Raw genomic sequence first — 15,734 nt, forward strand, 5'->3', positions numbered from 1 at the left:
GAACGATGAGGCGACACCTGACCGTGGCGTGCGCGACGCTCGTTCTGCTGGCGAACGGCGGCCTCGCGGCCGCGCAGGACACCGAACTCCCGCAGATCCCGCAGACGCTGAAAGCCGGGCAGGCGTGCACTTCCTCCTCGGGCAAGAAGATCCCTTCGGTGCCGTGGCAGCTGCCTTATCTCGGCGCGGACCGGCTTCGGGGGTTGTCGACCGGCGAAGGCGTCACCGTCGCCGTGGTGGACACCGGGGTCGACAAAGCGGTCCTGCCGGTCCAGCAGGTGGGTGACGCCGGAACGGACTGTGTCGGGCACGGCACCGTCGTCGCGAGCCTGATCGCGGCGCGCGTGGCGGACGGCGCCGGGGTCTCCGGGCTCGCGCCCGGGGCGCGGGTGCTCGCGGTGCGCGGGACGGACAAGTCCGGTGCGACGACCGCGGCGACTATCGCGGGCGCCCTCGACGGCGCGGTCGCGGCGGGCGCGCGGATCATCTGTGTCGCCACCGCGGTCACCGAAGCGGATCCAGCGCTGAAACAAGCCGTCGACCGGGCCGTCGCGGCGGGCGCGCTGATCGTCGCGGCGGCTGGCCTCGACGTGACCAAAGCGCGCGACGTCCCGTCCGGCCCGTACTACCCGGCCGCTTTTCCCGGCGTGCTCGCGGTGTCCGCCATCGGGCCGGACGGGAAACCGGCCGCCAAGGCCGCTCCCGGATCCCTTGCCGCACCGGGAAATCTCGTGGTGGGCACGGGGCCGGGCGGCGGTGCCGTGATCGGGGTGGGCCCCGCGTTCGCCGCCGCGCACGTGGCGGCCGCGGCGGCGCTGATCCGGGCTTACCGGCCGGAGACGACCGCGGCCGACCTCGCCCGGCGGTTGCGGGAAACCGCGGCCCCGCAGGCCGGGGTCACCGTGCTCGACCCGCTCGCGGCGCTGACGTCGGTCTCGACCGCGGCGGGCGCCGCCACCGCGCGCCGCGAACCGGTGGTGGTGACGCCCGGCCCCGACCTGGCGCCCGCGAAGCAGGCGGCTTGGACGGTGGTCGCGGTCGTCGTGGTCGCCGTCGCCTTGCTGGGCGCGGCGGCCGTGGTGGTGCCGCGGGGGCGGCGTCGGAGGTGGCGTGCCGGGTCGTGAGTGGCGCTTCGGGCACTCAGTGGTGCCGGTGGCGTGTCCGTGAAGGCCTCCTTCCCTACTTTCAAGGTAGGGAAGGAGACCTTCACGGACTTCCCGGGCTTGAGGCTGCGGTGTGGGGTGGGTCAAGTTGGTCGTGAGTGGCGATTCGGGTTCTAACCCGAATCGCCACTCACGACCACCTGGACCGACGTGTCACCGCCACGGCCCGCCGGGAAGGCCCTTCCGCCGCTGAGGGGGGCGGCGGCGGAAGGGCGGGTCCGGTCACTTCGCGACGAGCGCCGCCTCGTGGGCCGAGAGGGCCGTCTGCACGATGGTCGTGCCGCGCCGCGTCGCGTATTGCGCGCGGCCTGGGACCAGGACGCGCGGTCGTACCTCGCCGAACACGATGCCTTCCGAAAGCGGGCACGAGAGCAGCATCATCGGGGTGTTGACCTCGGTGAGCCGCCGCAGCAGCGGATCGTTCGCCCCACGCCCGATCCCGTTCGCGCCCCTGGCCACGATCAGGTGCAGGCCCAGCGCGTTGCCCTGGGCCAGCGGGTCGAACAGTCGCTGGAAAAGGGAATTCGACGAAGACGCCACCATGTCGTAGTCGTCGATCACGACGAACACCTGCGGTCCGGTCCACCAGTCGCGCAACCGCAGGCGGGCCGGTGTGATGTCCGGGCCGGGCAGCCGGGTCTGTACCGCCCGCGCGACGCCGTCGATCATGTCGTGCACCGAATCCCCGGAAACCGCGTAGCCCAGCTGGTATTCCTTCGGCACGGCGTCGTACAGGCCGCGGCGATAGTCGACGGTGATGATCCGGGCCTCCTGCGGTGTGTACCGCTTGGTGATGCCGTCGATCACCAGCCGCAGCAGGTTCGTCTTCCCGGATTCCACGTCGCCGACGACCAACAGGTGGGGGTTGTCCTCGAAGTCGTGCCACAGCGGCTCGAGCCGCTGGTCGTCGAGGCCGAGCGCGAGCCGCAGGTCCGCGTCCGGGTCGGGGAGTTCGGTCCGGTCCAGTACCGGCGGCAGCATCCGCACCGGGGGAGCGGACGGGCCGGGCCAGGCCGCGACGATCCGGTCCACCAGGGTCTCGACGTGTTCGGCGACGTCGCGGTCCACCCCGTCGATCGACGGCAGCGCCGTGAGGAAGTGCAGTTCCTTGTCGGTGAGGCCGCGACCGGGGATCTTCGGCACGGTCGCCGCCGCGCGCATGTTGATCACCGAATCGACCGGGTCGCCGAGCCGGAGTTCCAGCTGCGTGCCGACGAGGTCGCGGACGGCGCTGATGATCTCGCTCCACCGGCTCGACGCCATCATCAGGTGGATGCCGTAGTTGAGGCCGCGTGAGGCCAGTTCGACGAACGTCGGCAGCAGCTCCATGAAGTCCTGCCGGATCGTGGACCAGCCGTCCACCACCAGGAAGACGTCGCCGTGCCGCTGGTCGGCGAAGTCCCCGGCCGCCCGTTTCCGCCGATAGGTGGCCATCGAGTCGATGTCGTTGTCGGTGAAGAACCGCTCCCGGCGGGTGAGCAGTGCGGTGACCTCGCCGATGGTGCGCTGGATGCGTTCGACGTCGAGCCTGCCGGTCACGCCGCCGACATGCGGGAGTTTCCGCAGGCTGGTCAGCGTTCCACCGCCGAAGTCGAGGCAGTAGAACTGGACCTCGGCCGGGGTGTGGGTGAGCGCGAGCGCGGTGATGAGGGTCCGCAGGGCCGTGCTCTTGCCGCTCTGCGGGCCGCCGACGATCGCGACGTGTCCGTCCGCGCCCGACAGGTCGACGAGCAGCGGATCCCGTGCCTGCTCGAAGGGCCGGTCGATCAGTCCTATCGGGACGGTCAGCGCGCCGCGGCCGGACCACTCCGGCGCGGTGAGGCCTCCGGCGGTCTCCACCAGCGGCGGCAGCAGTTCACCGAGGGAACTGGGCGCGTCCAGGGGCGGCAGCCAGACCTGATGGGCGGGCGGACCGGCGTCGCGGAGCCGGTCGACGGCCAGTTCCAGCAGGCTCGGCACCGAACCCTCCGGCTCGGGTTCGGCGAGCACCGGCTCGGGTTCGGGCACCGGTTCGGCGCGGGCGGCGAATTTCGAGGTGAACGGCACGATCTGCTGGGCCACCAGCGCCTGCTCGACGTTGCGGCGGACCACCCGGTGCGGGCCGGAGACGTAGGCAGCCTTGAACCGGTCCAGCGCGGCGGTGCCGCTCTTGAGGAACCCGTTCCCCGGATCCGACGGCAGCTGATAGGCGTCCGGCACGCCCAGCACACCGCGGCTTTCCATCGCCGAGAAGGTACGCAGGCCGATCCGGTAGGACAGATGCGATTCCAGCTGGTGGATCCGGCTTTCGTCGAGCCGCTGGGAGGCGAGCAGCAGATGGACGCCGAGTGAGCGGCCGAGCCGCCCGATCATGATGAACAGGTCCATGAAGTCGCGATGCGCCGAAAGCAGTTCGCTGAACTCGTCCACCACCAGGAACAGCGTCGGCAGCGGAGCGAGCGGGGCCCCGTTCGCCCGCGCCCGTTCGTAGTCCAGCGCGGAGCTGTAGTTACCCGCCTTGCGCAGAAGTTCCTGGCGCCGCACCAGTTCCCCGTTGAGCGCCTCGCGCATCCGGCCGACCAGCGCGGCCTCGTCGGCGAGGTTCGTGATCACCGCGGAGGTGTGCGGCAGCCCGTCGAGGCCGAGGAACGTCGCGCCACCCTTGAAGTCCACCAGGACGAAGTTCAGGATCTCCGACGAATGCGTCAGCGCGAGCGCGAGTACGAGGGTGCGCAGCAGCTCCGACTTGCCGGAACCGGTCGCGCCGATCAGCATGCCGTGCGGGCCCATTCCGGCCTGCGCGGATTCCTTGATGTCGAGGTCGACCTTCTGGCCGCCCGGGCCGATGCCGAGCGGCACGCGGAGCCTGCCGCCCGGCCGTTTCGCCGCCCAGCCGGCGGCGACGTCGTAGGTCTGGATGTCGTTGATGCCCAGCATGGCCGTCAGGTCGAAGTTCACGGCCATCGGTTCGGCCGATTTCCGCCGTGCGCCGACCCGGTACGGCGCGAGCCGCATCGCCAGCGCCGTCGCCGTGTTGAGGCCGATCCCGTCCGGGCGGCCGAGGTCGCCGGCGACCTCCTTGTTGTGCTGGTCGACCGTGATCAGCTTCAGCGTCCTGTCCTCCAGGCGGAGCCGCAGTGTCAGCGGATCGTCCTGAATGGACAGCGCGGAGGACAGGTCGACGAGCGTGGTGTTGCGGTAGCCCTCACCGGCGAGCCGGGAGGTGGCGGGCAGGGTGACCCCGTCCACGAACAGCATCACGCAGGGCTCGTGGAGGTCGGGCAGGGCGTCCGGATCGAACCCGGGCCGGACGGCGAATTCGTCCCCCATCGCGGTCTCCAGCTCCGCGATGGATTCCACCACCAGCCGCGCTTCCCCCGCCCCGTCGGTCTCGCTGGGGTGCAGGTTGTGCGGCAGCCATTTCACCCACTCCCACCCCGTCCGGCGTTCCGGTGCGGTGAGCACGACGATCCGCAGTTCCGCGGGAGAGTGGAAGACCGCGAGATGCGCGATCATCGACCGGGCGAGCGCGCGGATCCGTTCGCCCTCCTCGCCGGTGGCCTGCACCAGGATCCGGGCGAACGACGGCAGGAACACCGCCACCGGCTGATCGGGCACCGTGCCGTAGGCGTGGATGAACCGACGCAGCGCGTGCGCGGACAGCGGCTCGAGGTCGTCGACAGGCTTGGTGGACAACGGATTCAGCCGCCACGCGAGGCGTTGCGGTCCCCGTGCGACGCGGATCTCGCCGAAGTCGTCGTCCTGCGCGTCCCGTTCCCACATGCGGGTCGTGCCGGGCAACGACCACAGTGCGGTCGGGTCGGGGTGCCGCCAGGCCAGTGCCTGTCGCTGGCTGGTCACCACTTCCCTGACCTTGCGCCTCGATTGGGCCAGGTAGCGCAGGTAGTCGCGCCTGGCGTCGTTGAGTTTCTGTTTGCGTTCGCCCGCGCTGCGGCCGAGCTGGCCGACCAGCATGGCCATCGACGACACCGTCATCAGCCCGGCGGCCAGGTAGCTGAACGCGCCGTTCTCGCCCGGCCGGACGAACAACAGCACCGTCGCCGTCGACGACAGCGCCATCGGCAGGTACATCATCACCGCGCCGGCGCTGCGCTGGACTTCGGGCAGCGTGGGCGGTTCCTGGATACTCAGCTCGCCCTCGGGCATTTCCGGTCCTGGCCGTCGCGGCCCCTTGCGGAATGTGATTACACTCAAGCCCGGATTCCTTCCCTCTCGGACGCGCTGTGGTGGCAGCTCCACTAGAGGTGACGAAATCCGACCACGCGACGGTTCACTCACGATTCCGCGCGTCGGTCGCCCGATCGAAGGCGTGTGCCATGGCGACCACTTCAGGGCTGTGCAAGCTCCGTGTCCGTGCTCCGGCGACCAGTTTCGCACTGGCCGTCCCGGTGGACATCCCGTTGATCGACCTGATGCCGACGATCCTCGCCCACGCGGGCCAGGAGCTGGCGGAGGACGGTGTGGACCACGACGGCTGGATCCTCCAACGGCTCGGCGATCCACCACTGGACCAGGAGTCCACTGTCGACGTTCTCGAACTGCGTGACGGCGAGACCCTGCACCTGCGGCCGCGGCGGGAGCAACTGCCCGCGGTGCATTTCGACGACATCATCGACGGCCTGTCCACCGAGGCCCGTGCGCGGCCGGACTCGTGGAGCGCGCACGCCACCCGGTGGACGATGCTCGGCGGCGTGCTGGCCGCGGTGGCGCTCGCGTTCTGGTCGCTGGTGACCGCGCCGCCTGCCTGGCCGATCCTGCTGTCCGCCGGGGTAGCGGCCTTCTTCCTGCTGGTGTGCGCCGCGACGGCCGCCCGCGCGCTCGGCGACAGCCCCGCGGCGCTGGCCTTGGCGCTGGCGGCGGTCCCGTTCGTCGGCCTGGCCGGTTCGCTCGTCCCGCACGGTCCCGAGGGCCCGGTGCTGACCGGCGCGCGGCTGCTGGCCGCCTGTGTCGCGGGCGCGGGAGCCGCCGCGCTCGGGATGGCGGCGGTGGCGGGTTTCGCGCCGGTGTTCGTCTCCGTCGCGACGTTCGGGCTGCTGTGCGCGACCGGTGGCCTGGTGTTGATGCTCGGCGGCGGATCCGCGGCCGCTTCGGCGACGATCATCGCGGTGATCGCCGTCCTGCTCGGCGCCTTCGTGCCGAGGATCGCCTTCCGGTTGTCCGGGCTGCGGCTGCCGGGCCTGCCGACCACGGCACAGGAACTGCAGGAGGAACTCGACCCGCATCCCGGTGACGAGGTCGTCGGCAAGGGCCTGATCGCGGACGCCTTCGTGACCGCGTTGTTCGCCGCGATCGGGCTGGCCTGCCTGGTCACGCTCGAATTCGTGGCCCGTGACCGGTCGTGGCAGGCCGTCACGTTCGCCGCGCTGCTCAGCATGTTGCTGCTGGTGCACGGCCGTGCGCTGGGCAGTGTCTGGCAACGGCTCTCGGTGATCGTTCCCGGGGTGTACGGCGTGCTGCGCCTGCTGCTGGCCATCCAACTGGATTCGGCCTCTCCGCTGCCGATGGTGGCGGGGGTGTTCGCGCTGGCCGCGCTGGTGCTGGTGGCGCGCTGGACCCTGCCCGGACGCCGGATGCTGCCGCAGTGGGGGAGGCTCGCGGACCTCGCGGAGACCCTCGCCGCGATATCGCTGCTGCCGCTCGCGTTGTGGCTGCTCGGCGTGTTCGCCTTCGTCCGCGGTTTCGGGGGCTGAGCATGAACGCCAAAACCGATCAGGTCCAGGCACACCGGTTCATGCTGGGGCGGTTGACTTCGGCGCTGCTGCGGGTCGATCCCGACGCGCCGGAGAGCCCGTTGCACCGGACCTACCGCGGCAGCGTGATCGGCATGCTGATCGCCGTCCTCGCCTGCCTCGGCCTGCTGGTGTTCGGGCTGATCTCACCCGGCGGGAACAAGTCCTGGCGAGTGGAGGGCGCGCTCGTCGTGGCCGACTCGTCGGGGGCACGGTTCCTCTACGCGGGCGGAAAGCTGTTGCCGGTGCTGAACTTCACTTCGGCGAAACTGGTCGCCGGGAAGCAACTCGCGGTCAAGCACGCCTCCGAAGCCTCGCTGAAGGACGTCCCGCGTGGTGAACCGCTGGGGCTTATCGGCGCGCCGGACTCGCTGCCCGTGCTCGCCGGTGATCCGTGGGAGGTGTGCACTTCCGTGGACCGCGATCGGGCCGGGCCGACCGCGCTGCGCGTCGACGGCGCGACCGCGGACCCCCTCGGTGACGAAGCCGCGGTCGTCGCGGTCACCCCGGACGGGACGACGTTCTTGCTGTGGAAGGGGAAACGGCATCGGGTCGCGACCGATCGCGGTGCGCTCGACGCGGTGGACGGGGTGCTCCAGCCGGTCAAGGTGCCAGCGTCGTTGCTGGACGCGCTGCCCGCGGGACCGGATTTCGCGCCGCTCGCCCTCGACGGGCTCGGCGACGCCGGACCGGCGCTCGGCGGGACGGAATCGCGGATCGGCAGGCTCTACACCGTCTCCGGGGAACCCGCGCGGCGTTACGTGCTGACGAAGGCCGGTCTCACCCCACTGTCCGAATTGGACGCCCGGTTGCTGACCGCCGATCCGGAGATCCGCCGGGCCGCGTACGGCGGCGGGGACGTGGCGGTGGCCGCGTTGCCGGGGCGGGTGGTCAGCGAGCGGCTGGCTTCGGTCGAGCAGCCGCCGCCCGCGAAACCGCCGAAGGCCGCGACGCTCCACAGTGGACAAGGCCTGTGTGCTCTCGTCACCCCGGACGGCGACGCGCCGCGCACCCAGGTGGCGGTGGCCGAGAAGTTCACCCCGTCGGGGCAGGTGCCGGCCGAGCAGCCCGGGATCGCGGCGCCCTGCTCCCGGGTCGACCGGATCGCGGTGCGGCCCGGCGCGGGCGCCCTCGTGCGGGCCTCGGCCGCGTCGGGGCGGGCCGGTGACGCTCTCTTCCTGGTGACCGACACCGGGGTGAAGTACCCGGTCCCGGCCGAAGGCGCGAAGGCGCTCGGTTTCGAGGGGGCCGCCGCGAATGGGCTGCCCACCACGCTGTTGAACCTGCTGCCGACCGGGCCGCCGCTGGATCCGGCGACCTTGCGGGACGGCGGAACGGTCCTGCCGTCGGCGACGGCCTGCGGTTCCTGACCGGAGGAATCCGCGGCGGCGACTTCTGCCGGTCGTTCCGCATGGTCTGCCGGTGCCGGACTTGGTGTCCTTGTCGTGGACCGGTGAAAGTCCGCGAGACCGCGAGGAAGGACGGGCGAGAAGATGACCATGCAGTTCCAGAAGACCGACACGGGGATGAAGGGCGGCATCGCCGCCATCGAGGAGTGCGAGTCCTCGTGCAAGACCATCCACACGGGAGTGACCACGGTCCGCAGCGACCTGAGGGCCGACTGGCAGGGCGCGGCGTCCCAGACCTTCCTCAACCAGCTCGAACTGTGGGAGCAGGACTACCTCCAGGTGCTCAACATGCTCACGGAGATCAAGAACCTGGTCAGCGAGAGTGACAAGAACATGAACACCAGCGAAGAGGACATCAACCTCACCGCGGTCACGGCGTTCGGCGGCAACGAGGGCAACCGCATCTTCGACGCGCTGGCCTGAAGACTTTTTCCCCGATTTCGAAAGGAAACGATCATGAGCGTCCCCTATGACGGTTTCGCGGTCAGCGGCAACGTTCCGCACCTCGCCGAGCGGATGGTCGGACTGAGCAAGCAGATCGACGCCGCACTCGTCGACCTGGAGCAGGCCATCAAGCCGATGACCAGCAGCTGGATCGGTCAGGGTGCCACGGCCTACGAGGACCTGCAGCGCCGCTGGCACGCCACGACCAAGGCCATGGAGGGCCGGTTCACCAAGGGACATCAGACCCTGGCCATGTCCTTCGAGAACTACCAGCGCACCGACAAGAACATCGGGGCGAAGTTCCAGATCTGATTCCGGGCTGCTTTCGGGAAAGGGAGTAGGGGCGTGGCGGACAAGCCGGACAGCGGCGATATCAAGATCACGGTGAGCTTTCTCAAGAAGTTCCAGGACGAGGTGCTGCACACCATGGTCGAAGAGCTGAACAGCAACAAGGACATCGCGGAACTGCAGCAGACCGTGGGCAGTATCGCCGGGAAACGACGGTTGCTGGCCGGCTCCGAAGCGTGGGAGCCCGCCAGGCTGCTGATCGAGAAATACGAGGCGCCCGGTATCGGCACCGGGCCGACGCTGTACGCCCAGGTCAGCGCGATCAAGGAGCAGCTCGTCAAGCTGGACGACAGCATCACCCAGGTGGTGGGGATCGCGATGAGCGGTGAGGACGAGAACATCAAGCTGTCCACCGAGCTGAACATGAGTCAGCTCGGGGAGATCCTCGCTCCCGCTCCCGCCCCCGCTCCCCCCGGTAACGGCGGCTCAGGGGGTTGATCTTCGATGCCTTCCACACAGTACGGATCGAAAACGCCTTGGGAAGAGGCGCTCAAGATCTTCGTCGACCCCGGCGCGGCGGACACCCACGTGCCGAGCCGTGAGACCATCACCGGAATCCAGTGGCTCAAATGGGACGTCTACGCGAAGAGCCGAGGTCTTCCCGACCCCAAGGGCTGGGACTTCTTCGCCTCCACGGAGACGTGGTGGATGGAGTACTGGGCGGTGGCGAGTGCCAACTACGAGGCGTTCACCCCGGTGATGACCAAGTTCTACGGCAACATGGACGACATCCTCGAGTCCATGCAGGGGCCCTACAACACCAACCCGGTGGCGCGGCCCTGGACGTTCACCAGGGCCTTCGACGCGTTGGACGGCACGAAGACCTGGCTTTCCGGACAGGCGGGGAAACTGACCACCTTCCGGAACGGGGTCGGGAAGAAGGGGGACGACTTCCAGGGGACCGGCGCCGGTGCGTTCCGTGACGTGCTGGACGGCCTGATCTTCAAGTGCACCGACCTGGTCAGGCAGCTGGACGCCTCGCCCGGTGCGCTGGGGGACGCCCAGGGGAAGGACAACCCAGCGACGAAGGACAAGGACGAGAGCAAGAGCGGACTCGAGTGGGCTTTCGCGAAGCTTCAAGAAGCCCACGCGAGGTGGATGTCCTCCGAGGTGTTCACCCGTGACACCGGCGTGTTCGGCTCGCTGGACCTTCCGGGGAGCCAGCTGGCCTGGCCGGGCGGGTGCCTGACGGCGATCTGGACCTCCGCGAAATTCAAGGAAGATTTGAGCAAGGCCAGAGACCACGACTGGAGCGGGACCGGCGGCGAGCGCTACCCCAGGAGCACCCTCCTCGGCGCGGACGCCAGAAACCCCGCCTTCTGGGACGGGATCGCGGCCGCGGCGCAGAAACTGTGGATCGACCACATCGTGAACGTCCTGGACCCGGCGGCCGACTCCGTGCTGACGAGCCTCCCGCCGACGTACGACCAAGCGAAGTCGCGCTTGCCGCAGATCAGGGAGCCGAGGCGGCTCAACCTCCACAAGGCACCGCCCCCGCCTCCGCCCGGCTCACAGGGCCCGCCTCCGCCCCCTCCTCCGCCCGGGACGGGTGGTGGCTCCAAACCGCCGCCCGGTTCGAAGGCCCCGCCGAAGATTCCGGATCCCACCAAGGACATCAAGGGTTCCCAGGGTGACAAGGACAAGAAGGGACCCAACGGCGGGCCCCCGCCGCCCCCACCGGTTCCGCCTCCGCCGAAGGGCGGCCCCAAACCGCCGCCGGCCCCGCCGAAGCCCGACGAGCCGCTCAAGGTGCCGTCCGGTTCGTCCGTCGGACCCGACGGCGTCGTACTGGGGCCGGACAAGAAACCGCTCCTCGACCCGCTCGGGCGGCAGATCGTCGTGCCGCCCGGCTCCCGGGTCGGGCCCAACGGCGAGATCATCGGGCCGAAGGGCGACAAGCTCGCCGAGAAGGACCGGCTGGCGCGGGCGGAGCCGGTCAAGAAGGACGAGTCACCGCAGTCGGATCTGGACCGGTACCTGAAGTCCCTGCGCGGCGGCAACGCCCCGTCGATGCCGACGTTGCTCGCATCCCCGGCGCTGTCGACGTCCTCCGGCGGCGCACCGGCTCTCCACAATGGACCGTCGGTGCCGAAGACCGGCGTGGGGTCGCTCGGCGCACCGGGCGGGCTCGGGATGACGGGCGGGCACGAGACGCCCGCGCCGCCGGAGAAGCCGGTGACGACCGAGGGTGGCCCGTCGCTGCTCAAGAACCAGCAGGGCGCCGGGAACCCGCAGACCGGCATGGGCGGCGTCCCGTTCTACCCGCCGACCGCGGGCGGGGCCGGTGCCGGAGCGGGTGGCGACCAGAACAAGGGCGAACGCGACCGCACCACCTGGCTGACCGAGGACGAGGAGACCTGGGGCACCGATCCGAAGCTGCCGCCTTCGGTACTCGGCGGCCGCAGGCGACGAGGCAGGACGGCCGGCCGGGGTGCCGGCGGTACACGCGACTACGGACAGGGAGGAAACGATGGCCGACTGGCTGGAGGAGCAACTTCACCAGACCATGGTCACGCTCAGGGATCAGCGTGACCGGATCGAGGCGGCGAAGGCCGATCTCGCGTCCCGGACCACGTCCGCGACTTCACCGGACCGGATGGTCACGGTGACCATGAACGCGGAGAACTCCGTGGTGGGGCTCAAGTTCAACACCACCAAGTACCGGACCATGCCGCCGGAGCAGCTCGCCAGGACGCTGCTCGACGTCCTGGAACGCGCCCGCGGGGAGATGGCGGACACCGTCGTGGAGGTCTTCGGCCCGCTCATGGACCAGCGCGACGACCTCCGTGCGGCCATGACGGGCGGCACTGAGGTCGACAAGGTGTTCTCGGCTTTGTGGAAAGAGGCGCCTTCGGACGTCTTCGGCAGGGGAAGGGACTGATCCCCGGTGGCGCTGGGTGGGCCGGACACGACGAAATGGGTGTGGGAGGAAGCGCTCAACATCTTCACCCGCGATCCCGAGGTTCCCGTGGTGCCGCCGCGGTCGACCGTCCTCGGGGTGCCGTGGTTGTCGTGGCGCGTGTACACCCATCTTCGCGGCCCCAGCAACAAGGTGCCGACGAATCTGATCCACGCGGAGGGCATGACGTTCTTCACGTCCTGGTACGCCGTCGCCGACCCGAGCAAGGAACTGGAAAGCGCGGCCGGGACCTACTTCACCACCGGGAACAAGGTCGTCGACTCCCTGCGGGACGAAACGAACCCGATCGGGAAACACGCCACCTTCGAGCGGGCGTCGATCACCGTGGGCGGGGTGGCGAACTGGCTGACCGCACAGGTCGGCCCGCTGGAAACCTGGCGCAACAACGCCGGCCACCGCGGTGACGCCTTCCAGGGCACCGGCGCGGGCGCGTTCTGGACCGTGCTGGACGGGCTCGCCGTCAAATGCAAGGGTCTCGTCGCCCAGCTGACCAAGGACCGCACGACCTGGGAGACGCTGCACCTGGCAGGCGGCTTGCTGAAACGTGCCGGGGAAGTGCTCGACGAGGGACGCGCGCGGTGGCAGGGCGGCGAAAGCTTCACCTATGACACCGGGCTGGGATTCGCGGTCACCGCGCCGGGATCCGCGCTGTACACCCCGAGCGGCGTGGTGCGCGCGATCTGGCAGGCACCCGAGCTGGCGGCGGATTTCGCCAGTCATCCGCCTCCCAAATACACCAGGGAGAAGGACGGCTGGCCGAAGAGCACCTTCCTCGGCGGTGTGCTGGACGAAGGCAACACCGCTCCGCGCGAGAAGCTGGAGCTCGCCGCGCAACGGGTCTGGCAGGAACACCTGAAGGTCGCGGACGCCAACGGGGCGGCGGTGGCCTGGCTGCTCGACCTGACCTACCGCCAGTCCCTTCCGTACTTGCCGACGCTCCGGACGCCGGTCCATCTGAATCTCTCGGGAGGCTCCGGCGGTGCCGGGGACGGAGGGACGGGGTCCGGCGGCGACGGCACCGGACCCGGTGGCGGGGACGGATCGACCGGGGACGGCGGCCCTGGCCCCACCTCGTCCACGCCACCACCGCCGCCGCCGGTCACCCACGTCGGTGTCAACGGCCCCGGCGGCTCGTTCCCCCCGCCGATCACCAAGGTGGGTGGACCGAACAACTTCCTGAAGGTGCCCACCGGTTCCTACGTCGGCCGGGACGGCACCGTCATCGGACCCGACGGAAAACCCGTACTGGGGTCCGATGGCAGGCCGATCATCGTCCCGCCGGGGTCCCGGGTGAACGGGAACGGCGAGATCATCGGGCCGAGGGGCACCGGGAACCTGGAGCAGAAAGACCGGCTGCGCAAGGCATACCCGCCGCCGGGCACGACCGTTTCCGGCGATCCCGGGGAGTCGGCCCTGGAGCGGTATCTCAAGTCGTTGCGGCGCAACCCGACGTCGATACCGCCGTTGCGAGCCCCCGACACGCTGCCCATGACCATGTCGAAGTTCGATCCCCAGTCGGGTTTCCACAGTGGACCGGGCGCGCTCGGCGGTGGCCGGATCGGGGTGTCGCCGGACCTGCCGTCGCCTTCTGCCCCATCGCCGGGAGGGAAGCCCGCGAGCCCGCCGACACTCGGCGGTCCCAAAACGGCGGCGGGGGCCGGGAACGGGAGTGGGGTGCCGTTCTATCCGCCCTCGGCGGGCGGGGCGGGCGGTGCCGGACAGGGAAAGTCCGAACGCGACCGGACGACCTGGATCGCCGAGGACGAAGAGACCTGGGGCACCGACCCGACGGTCGCTCCGGGCGTACTCGGCAGGCGGCAACGCCGGAACCGCGGCCCCGGCAGCACTCGGCTGAGTGCGGACACCCAGCGCGACCACACTTTCGGATTCGGCGAAGGCGCCGGGCAGAGCACCGGTACCACCACGGGATGAAGGCGGGATCATGACGGATTTCAGGGCGGACCCGCGGGCCATGCAAGCCCTTGCCGAGGCGTACCGGGACATCGGCGCCAAGATGAGCAGGATCAGCGAACTCGGCGGCGATCGCCGGGACTTGATCTTCGAGGCCGCCGGTGACGACGAGATGGGCGAGGAGATCAAAACCAACCTCGGTGACCCGGTCACGAAGATCGAAGGCGCCTTCGTCTCGATCGGCGAAGTCGTCGCGAACCAGACCAACGTGACCAAGGGGATGGCCACGAAACTCGCCGTGGCGGAGAGCCAGAACATCGACAACGTCCACAGAGGACTCAAACGCTAGCGACCGTCCGGCGGCCGCCGGCCAACCTCAGCCAGTAAAGGAAGCGAGAATCATGTCCTCGGACGCAGTAGAGTCCACCGGCGTCGCGGTCGCCACGGCGGAGGCGGCGGCGCCCGCCGCCCCCGAAACCAAGGTGGACACCGAAACCACGCCGTCCTCGGCGACCGGGACGGTCGCGGCCGGTGCCGTGCCGCCGGTCGTGGACGCGGGCGCCGACACCGGATCGCCGCCGCCCGGACGGATGTCGAAACCGGTGATCGTGGCGGCGGCGGTCGCCGGTGTCGTGCTGGTCGCCCTCCCGATGGCGCTCAGCGGACTGCTCGGCGACGCCGAACCCGGCGAGGGGCCTGGATCGGCGGGCTACTCGAAGGACCTTCCGCCGGACGGCGGGTTCGTGCCGGGGCTCGCCGCGCCGCCCGCCGACGCGGCCGGCGTCCCCGCGGGCCAACCCGGAAATCAGCTGCCGGGGCAGGTGGCCGACGGGATACCGGCCGGCCAGGCGGGGGCGCCCGCCGATCCCGGAACCGCGGGTCTTCCCGGCGGACCGCCCCCGGCGGCGGGCGGTGGTCCGGCTCAGGCACCGCAACAGCATCAGGCCCCGCCGGCCGCCCAGCAGCCCCAGGGCCCGCCCGCTCCGGGCGCCAAGATGGTGACCTACGAAGGCATGGCCGGACGAGGATGCGGCAGTGGCACCGGATTCACCGGCGTCGGCGCGTACAGCGACGGGAAGTCGGGCTGGGTGAATCACGGCAACGGCGGCTGCGGCACGTCGTTCGTCTCCATCCCCATGTCAGGCGACGCGAACAAGGACGACACGAGCGCGTACGGGCTGTGGACGTTCAACACCGGCCCGGTGACCGCCGGCTCCTGCGCGGTCTCGGTGTTCGTCCCGAACGGCGACGTGACCGCGGTGGGCGGCAGCCCGTCGGTCTATCGCGTGTACGACCGGTTCGCGGTCGACAAGGGAACCCCGGTCGGGACGTTCCAGGTCGACCAGATCGGCAACCGCGGCCGGTGGGTGAACGTCGGCACGTTCCGCATCAACGGCGCGAAACTGGCCGTCCAGCTGCTCAACCGGGGCCGTGACTGGTCGGGTTCCACCAAGACCTACGCGCATCACGCCGCGGCGATGGTGAAGGCCAAATGCCAGGCGTGAGACGGGGTCGTGAGTGGCGTTTCGGGTTCTAACCCGAATCGCCACTCACGACCACCTGCACGGGCGGGATGGTGGCTTGGGTGACGCGGCGCCGTACTCGCGTGCTTGGAGCCAGATCTCGCGTGCCTGGAGGCGTAACACCCGAGTGCGGGGTCCAGGCACGCGAGTTACGTCTCTGAGCACGCGTGTTACGCCTTCGCCCTGCCCCTCACCTTGACGAACAGGCCCGCCCGCAACCACGACACGGTTGTCTTTCTTCTCGAGAGAACGACCCAAATCACTCACGAGCTACTCGCGAAACCGGG

Annotated in this window: 12 protein-coding genes; 11 read left to right on the top strand and 1 reads right to left on the bottom strand. The window is 70.0% G+C overall.

The annotated features are described in order from the left end of the window. Nucleotides 1-5: 5 nt before the first annotated feature. Entirely contained in the window at nt 6-1,124 is a 1,119-nt protein-coding gene (locus tag ACZ54P_RS23865; protein ID WP_465463775.1) for a S8 family serine peptidase, read from the top strand. A 261-nt stretch (nt 1,125-1,385) separates the two neighbouring features. On the opposite strand, the gene eccCa is transcribed toward ACZ54P_RS23865, so the two are convergent. After that, the gene (eccCa, locus tag ACZ54P_RS23870) at nt 1,386-5,357 is read right to left on the bottom strand and encodes a type VII secretion protein EccCa (RefSeq protein WP_465463776.1); all 3,972 of its coding nucleotides are present in this window, start codon (nt 5,355-5,357) and stop codon (nt 1,386-1,388) included. A gap of 122 nt (nt 5,358-5,479) precedes the next feature. Here eccCa and eccD point away from each other — a divergent pair, with 122 nt between their 5' ends. The 10 genes from eccD to ACZ54P_RS23920 all read left to right on the top strand — a co-directional run bounded on the left by eccD (nt 5,480) and on the right by ACZ54P_RS23920 (nt 15,429). Then, on the top strand, nt 5,480-6,853 hold the full coding sequence (gene eccD / locus ACZ54P_RS23875) for a type VII secretion integral membrane protein EccD (RefSeq protein WP_465463777.1): 1,374 nt from the start codon (nt 5,480-5,482) through the stop codon (nt 6,851-6,853). A 2-nt stretch (nt 6,854-6,855) separates the two neighbouring features. After that, nucleotides 6,856-8,262, top strand: coding sequence for a type VII secretion protein EccB (gene eccB / locus ACZ54P_RS23880; RefSeq protein WP_465463778.1), 1,407 nt, complete (start codon nt 6,856-6,858; stop codon nt 8,260-8,262). Between the two features lie 123 nt (nt 8,263-8,385). Beyond that, nucleotides 8,386-8,724 carry a WXG100 family type VII secretion target gene (locus ACZ54P_RS23885; protein WP_465463779.1) on the top strand — a complete coding sequence of 113 codons (339 nt, stop codon included), beginning with the start codon at nt 8,386-8,388 and terminating at the stop codon, nt 8,722-8,724. Between the two features lie 33 nt (nt 8,725-8,757). After that, nucleotides 8,758-9,057: a WXG100 family type VII secretion target gene (locus ACZ54P_RS23890; protein ID WP_465463780.1), complete on the top strand. Its 300-nt coding sequence runs from the start codon at nt 8,758-8,760 to the stop codon at nt 9,055-9,057. Nucleotides 9,058-9,090: 33 nt separating this feature from the next. Then, the gene (locus ACZ54P_RS23895; RefSeq protein WP_465463781.1) at nt 9,091-9,531 is read left to right on the top strand and encodes a hypothetical protein; all 441 of its coding nucleotides are present in this window, start codon (nt 9,091-9,093) and stop codon (nt 9,529-9,531) included. A gap of 6 nt (nt 9,532-9,537) precedes the next feature. Continuing rightward, complete coding sequence (locus ACZ54P_RS23900) at nt 9,538-11,625, top strand: hypothetical protein (RefSeq protein ID WP_465463782.1); 2,088 nt, start codon at nt 9,538-9,540, stop codon at nt 11,623-11,625. After that, nucleotides 11,564-11,974 (top strand): YbaB/EbfC family nucleoid-associated protein, encoded by a 411-nt coding sequence (locus ACZ54P_RS23905; RefSeq protein ID WP_465463783.1) that lies wholly within the window; start codon nt 11,564-11,566, stop codon nt 11,972-11,974. Before ACZ54P_RS23900 ends, ACZ54P_RS23905 begins: the two co-directional genes overlap by 62 nt. Nucleotides 11,975-11,980: 6 nt before the next feature. Then, nucleotides 11,981-13,945, top strand: a complete 1,965-nt coding sequence (locus ACZ54P_RS23910) for a hypothetical protein (RefSeq protein WP_465463784.1) — start codon at nt 11,981-11,983, stop codon at nt 13,943-13,945. 10 nt (nt 13,946-13,955) lie between these two features. Beyond that, on the top strand, nt 13,956-14,273 hold the full coding sequence (locus tag ACZ54P_RS23915) for a hypothetical protein (RefSeq protein WP_465463785.1): 318 nt from the start codon (nt 13,956-13,958) through the stop codon (nt 14,271-14,273). A gap of 52 nt (nt 14,274-14,325) precedes the next feature. After that, entirely contained in the window at nt 14,326-15,429 is a 1,104-nt protein-coding gene (locus ACZ54P_RS23920) for a hypothetical protein (protein ID WP_465463786.1), read from the top strand. The last annotated feature ends 305 nt before the right edge of the window (nt 15,430-15,734 follow it).

This window comes from Amycolatopsis sp. NPDC034160, assembly GCF_055575355.1.

Coding starts and splice junctions, on each gene's coding strand:
- ACZ54P_RS23865 (WP_465463775.1), top strand. CDS start 6: ATGAGGCGACACCTGACCGTGGCGTGCGCGACGCTCGTTCTGCTGGCG.
- eccD (WP_465463777.1), top strand. CDS start 5,480: ATGGCGACCACTTCAGGGCTGTGCAAGCTCCGTGTCCGTGCTCCGGCG.
- eccB (WP_465463778.1), top strand. CDS start 6,856: ATGAACGCCAAAACCGATCAGGTCCAGGCACACCGGTTCATGCTGGGG.
- ACZ54P_RS23885 (WP_465463779.1), top strand. CDS start 8,386: ATGACCATGCAGTTCCAGAAGACCGACACGGGGATGAAGGGCGGCATC.
- ACZ54P_RS23890 (WP_465463780.1), top strand. CDS start 8,758: ATGAGCGTCCCCTATGACGGTTTCGCGGTCAGCGGCAACGTTCCGCAC.
- ACZ54P_RS23900 (WP_465463782.1), top strand. CDS start 9,538: ATGCCTTCCACACAGTACGGATCGAAAACGCCTTGGGAAGAGGCGCTC.
- ACZ54P_RS23905 (WP_465463783.1), top strand. CDS start 11,564: ATGGCCGACTGGCTGGAGGAGCAACTTCACCAGACCATGGTCACGCTC.
- ACZ54P_RS23915 (WP_465463785.1), top strand. CDS start 13,956: ATGACGGATTTCAGGGCGGACCCGCGGGCCATGCAAGCCCTTGCCGAG.
- ACZ54P_RS23920 (WP_465463786.1), top strand. CDS start 14,326: ATGTCCTCGGACGCAGTAGAGTCCACCGGCGTCGCGGTCGCCACGGCG.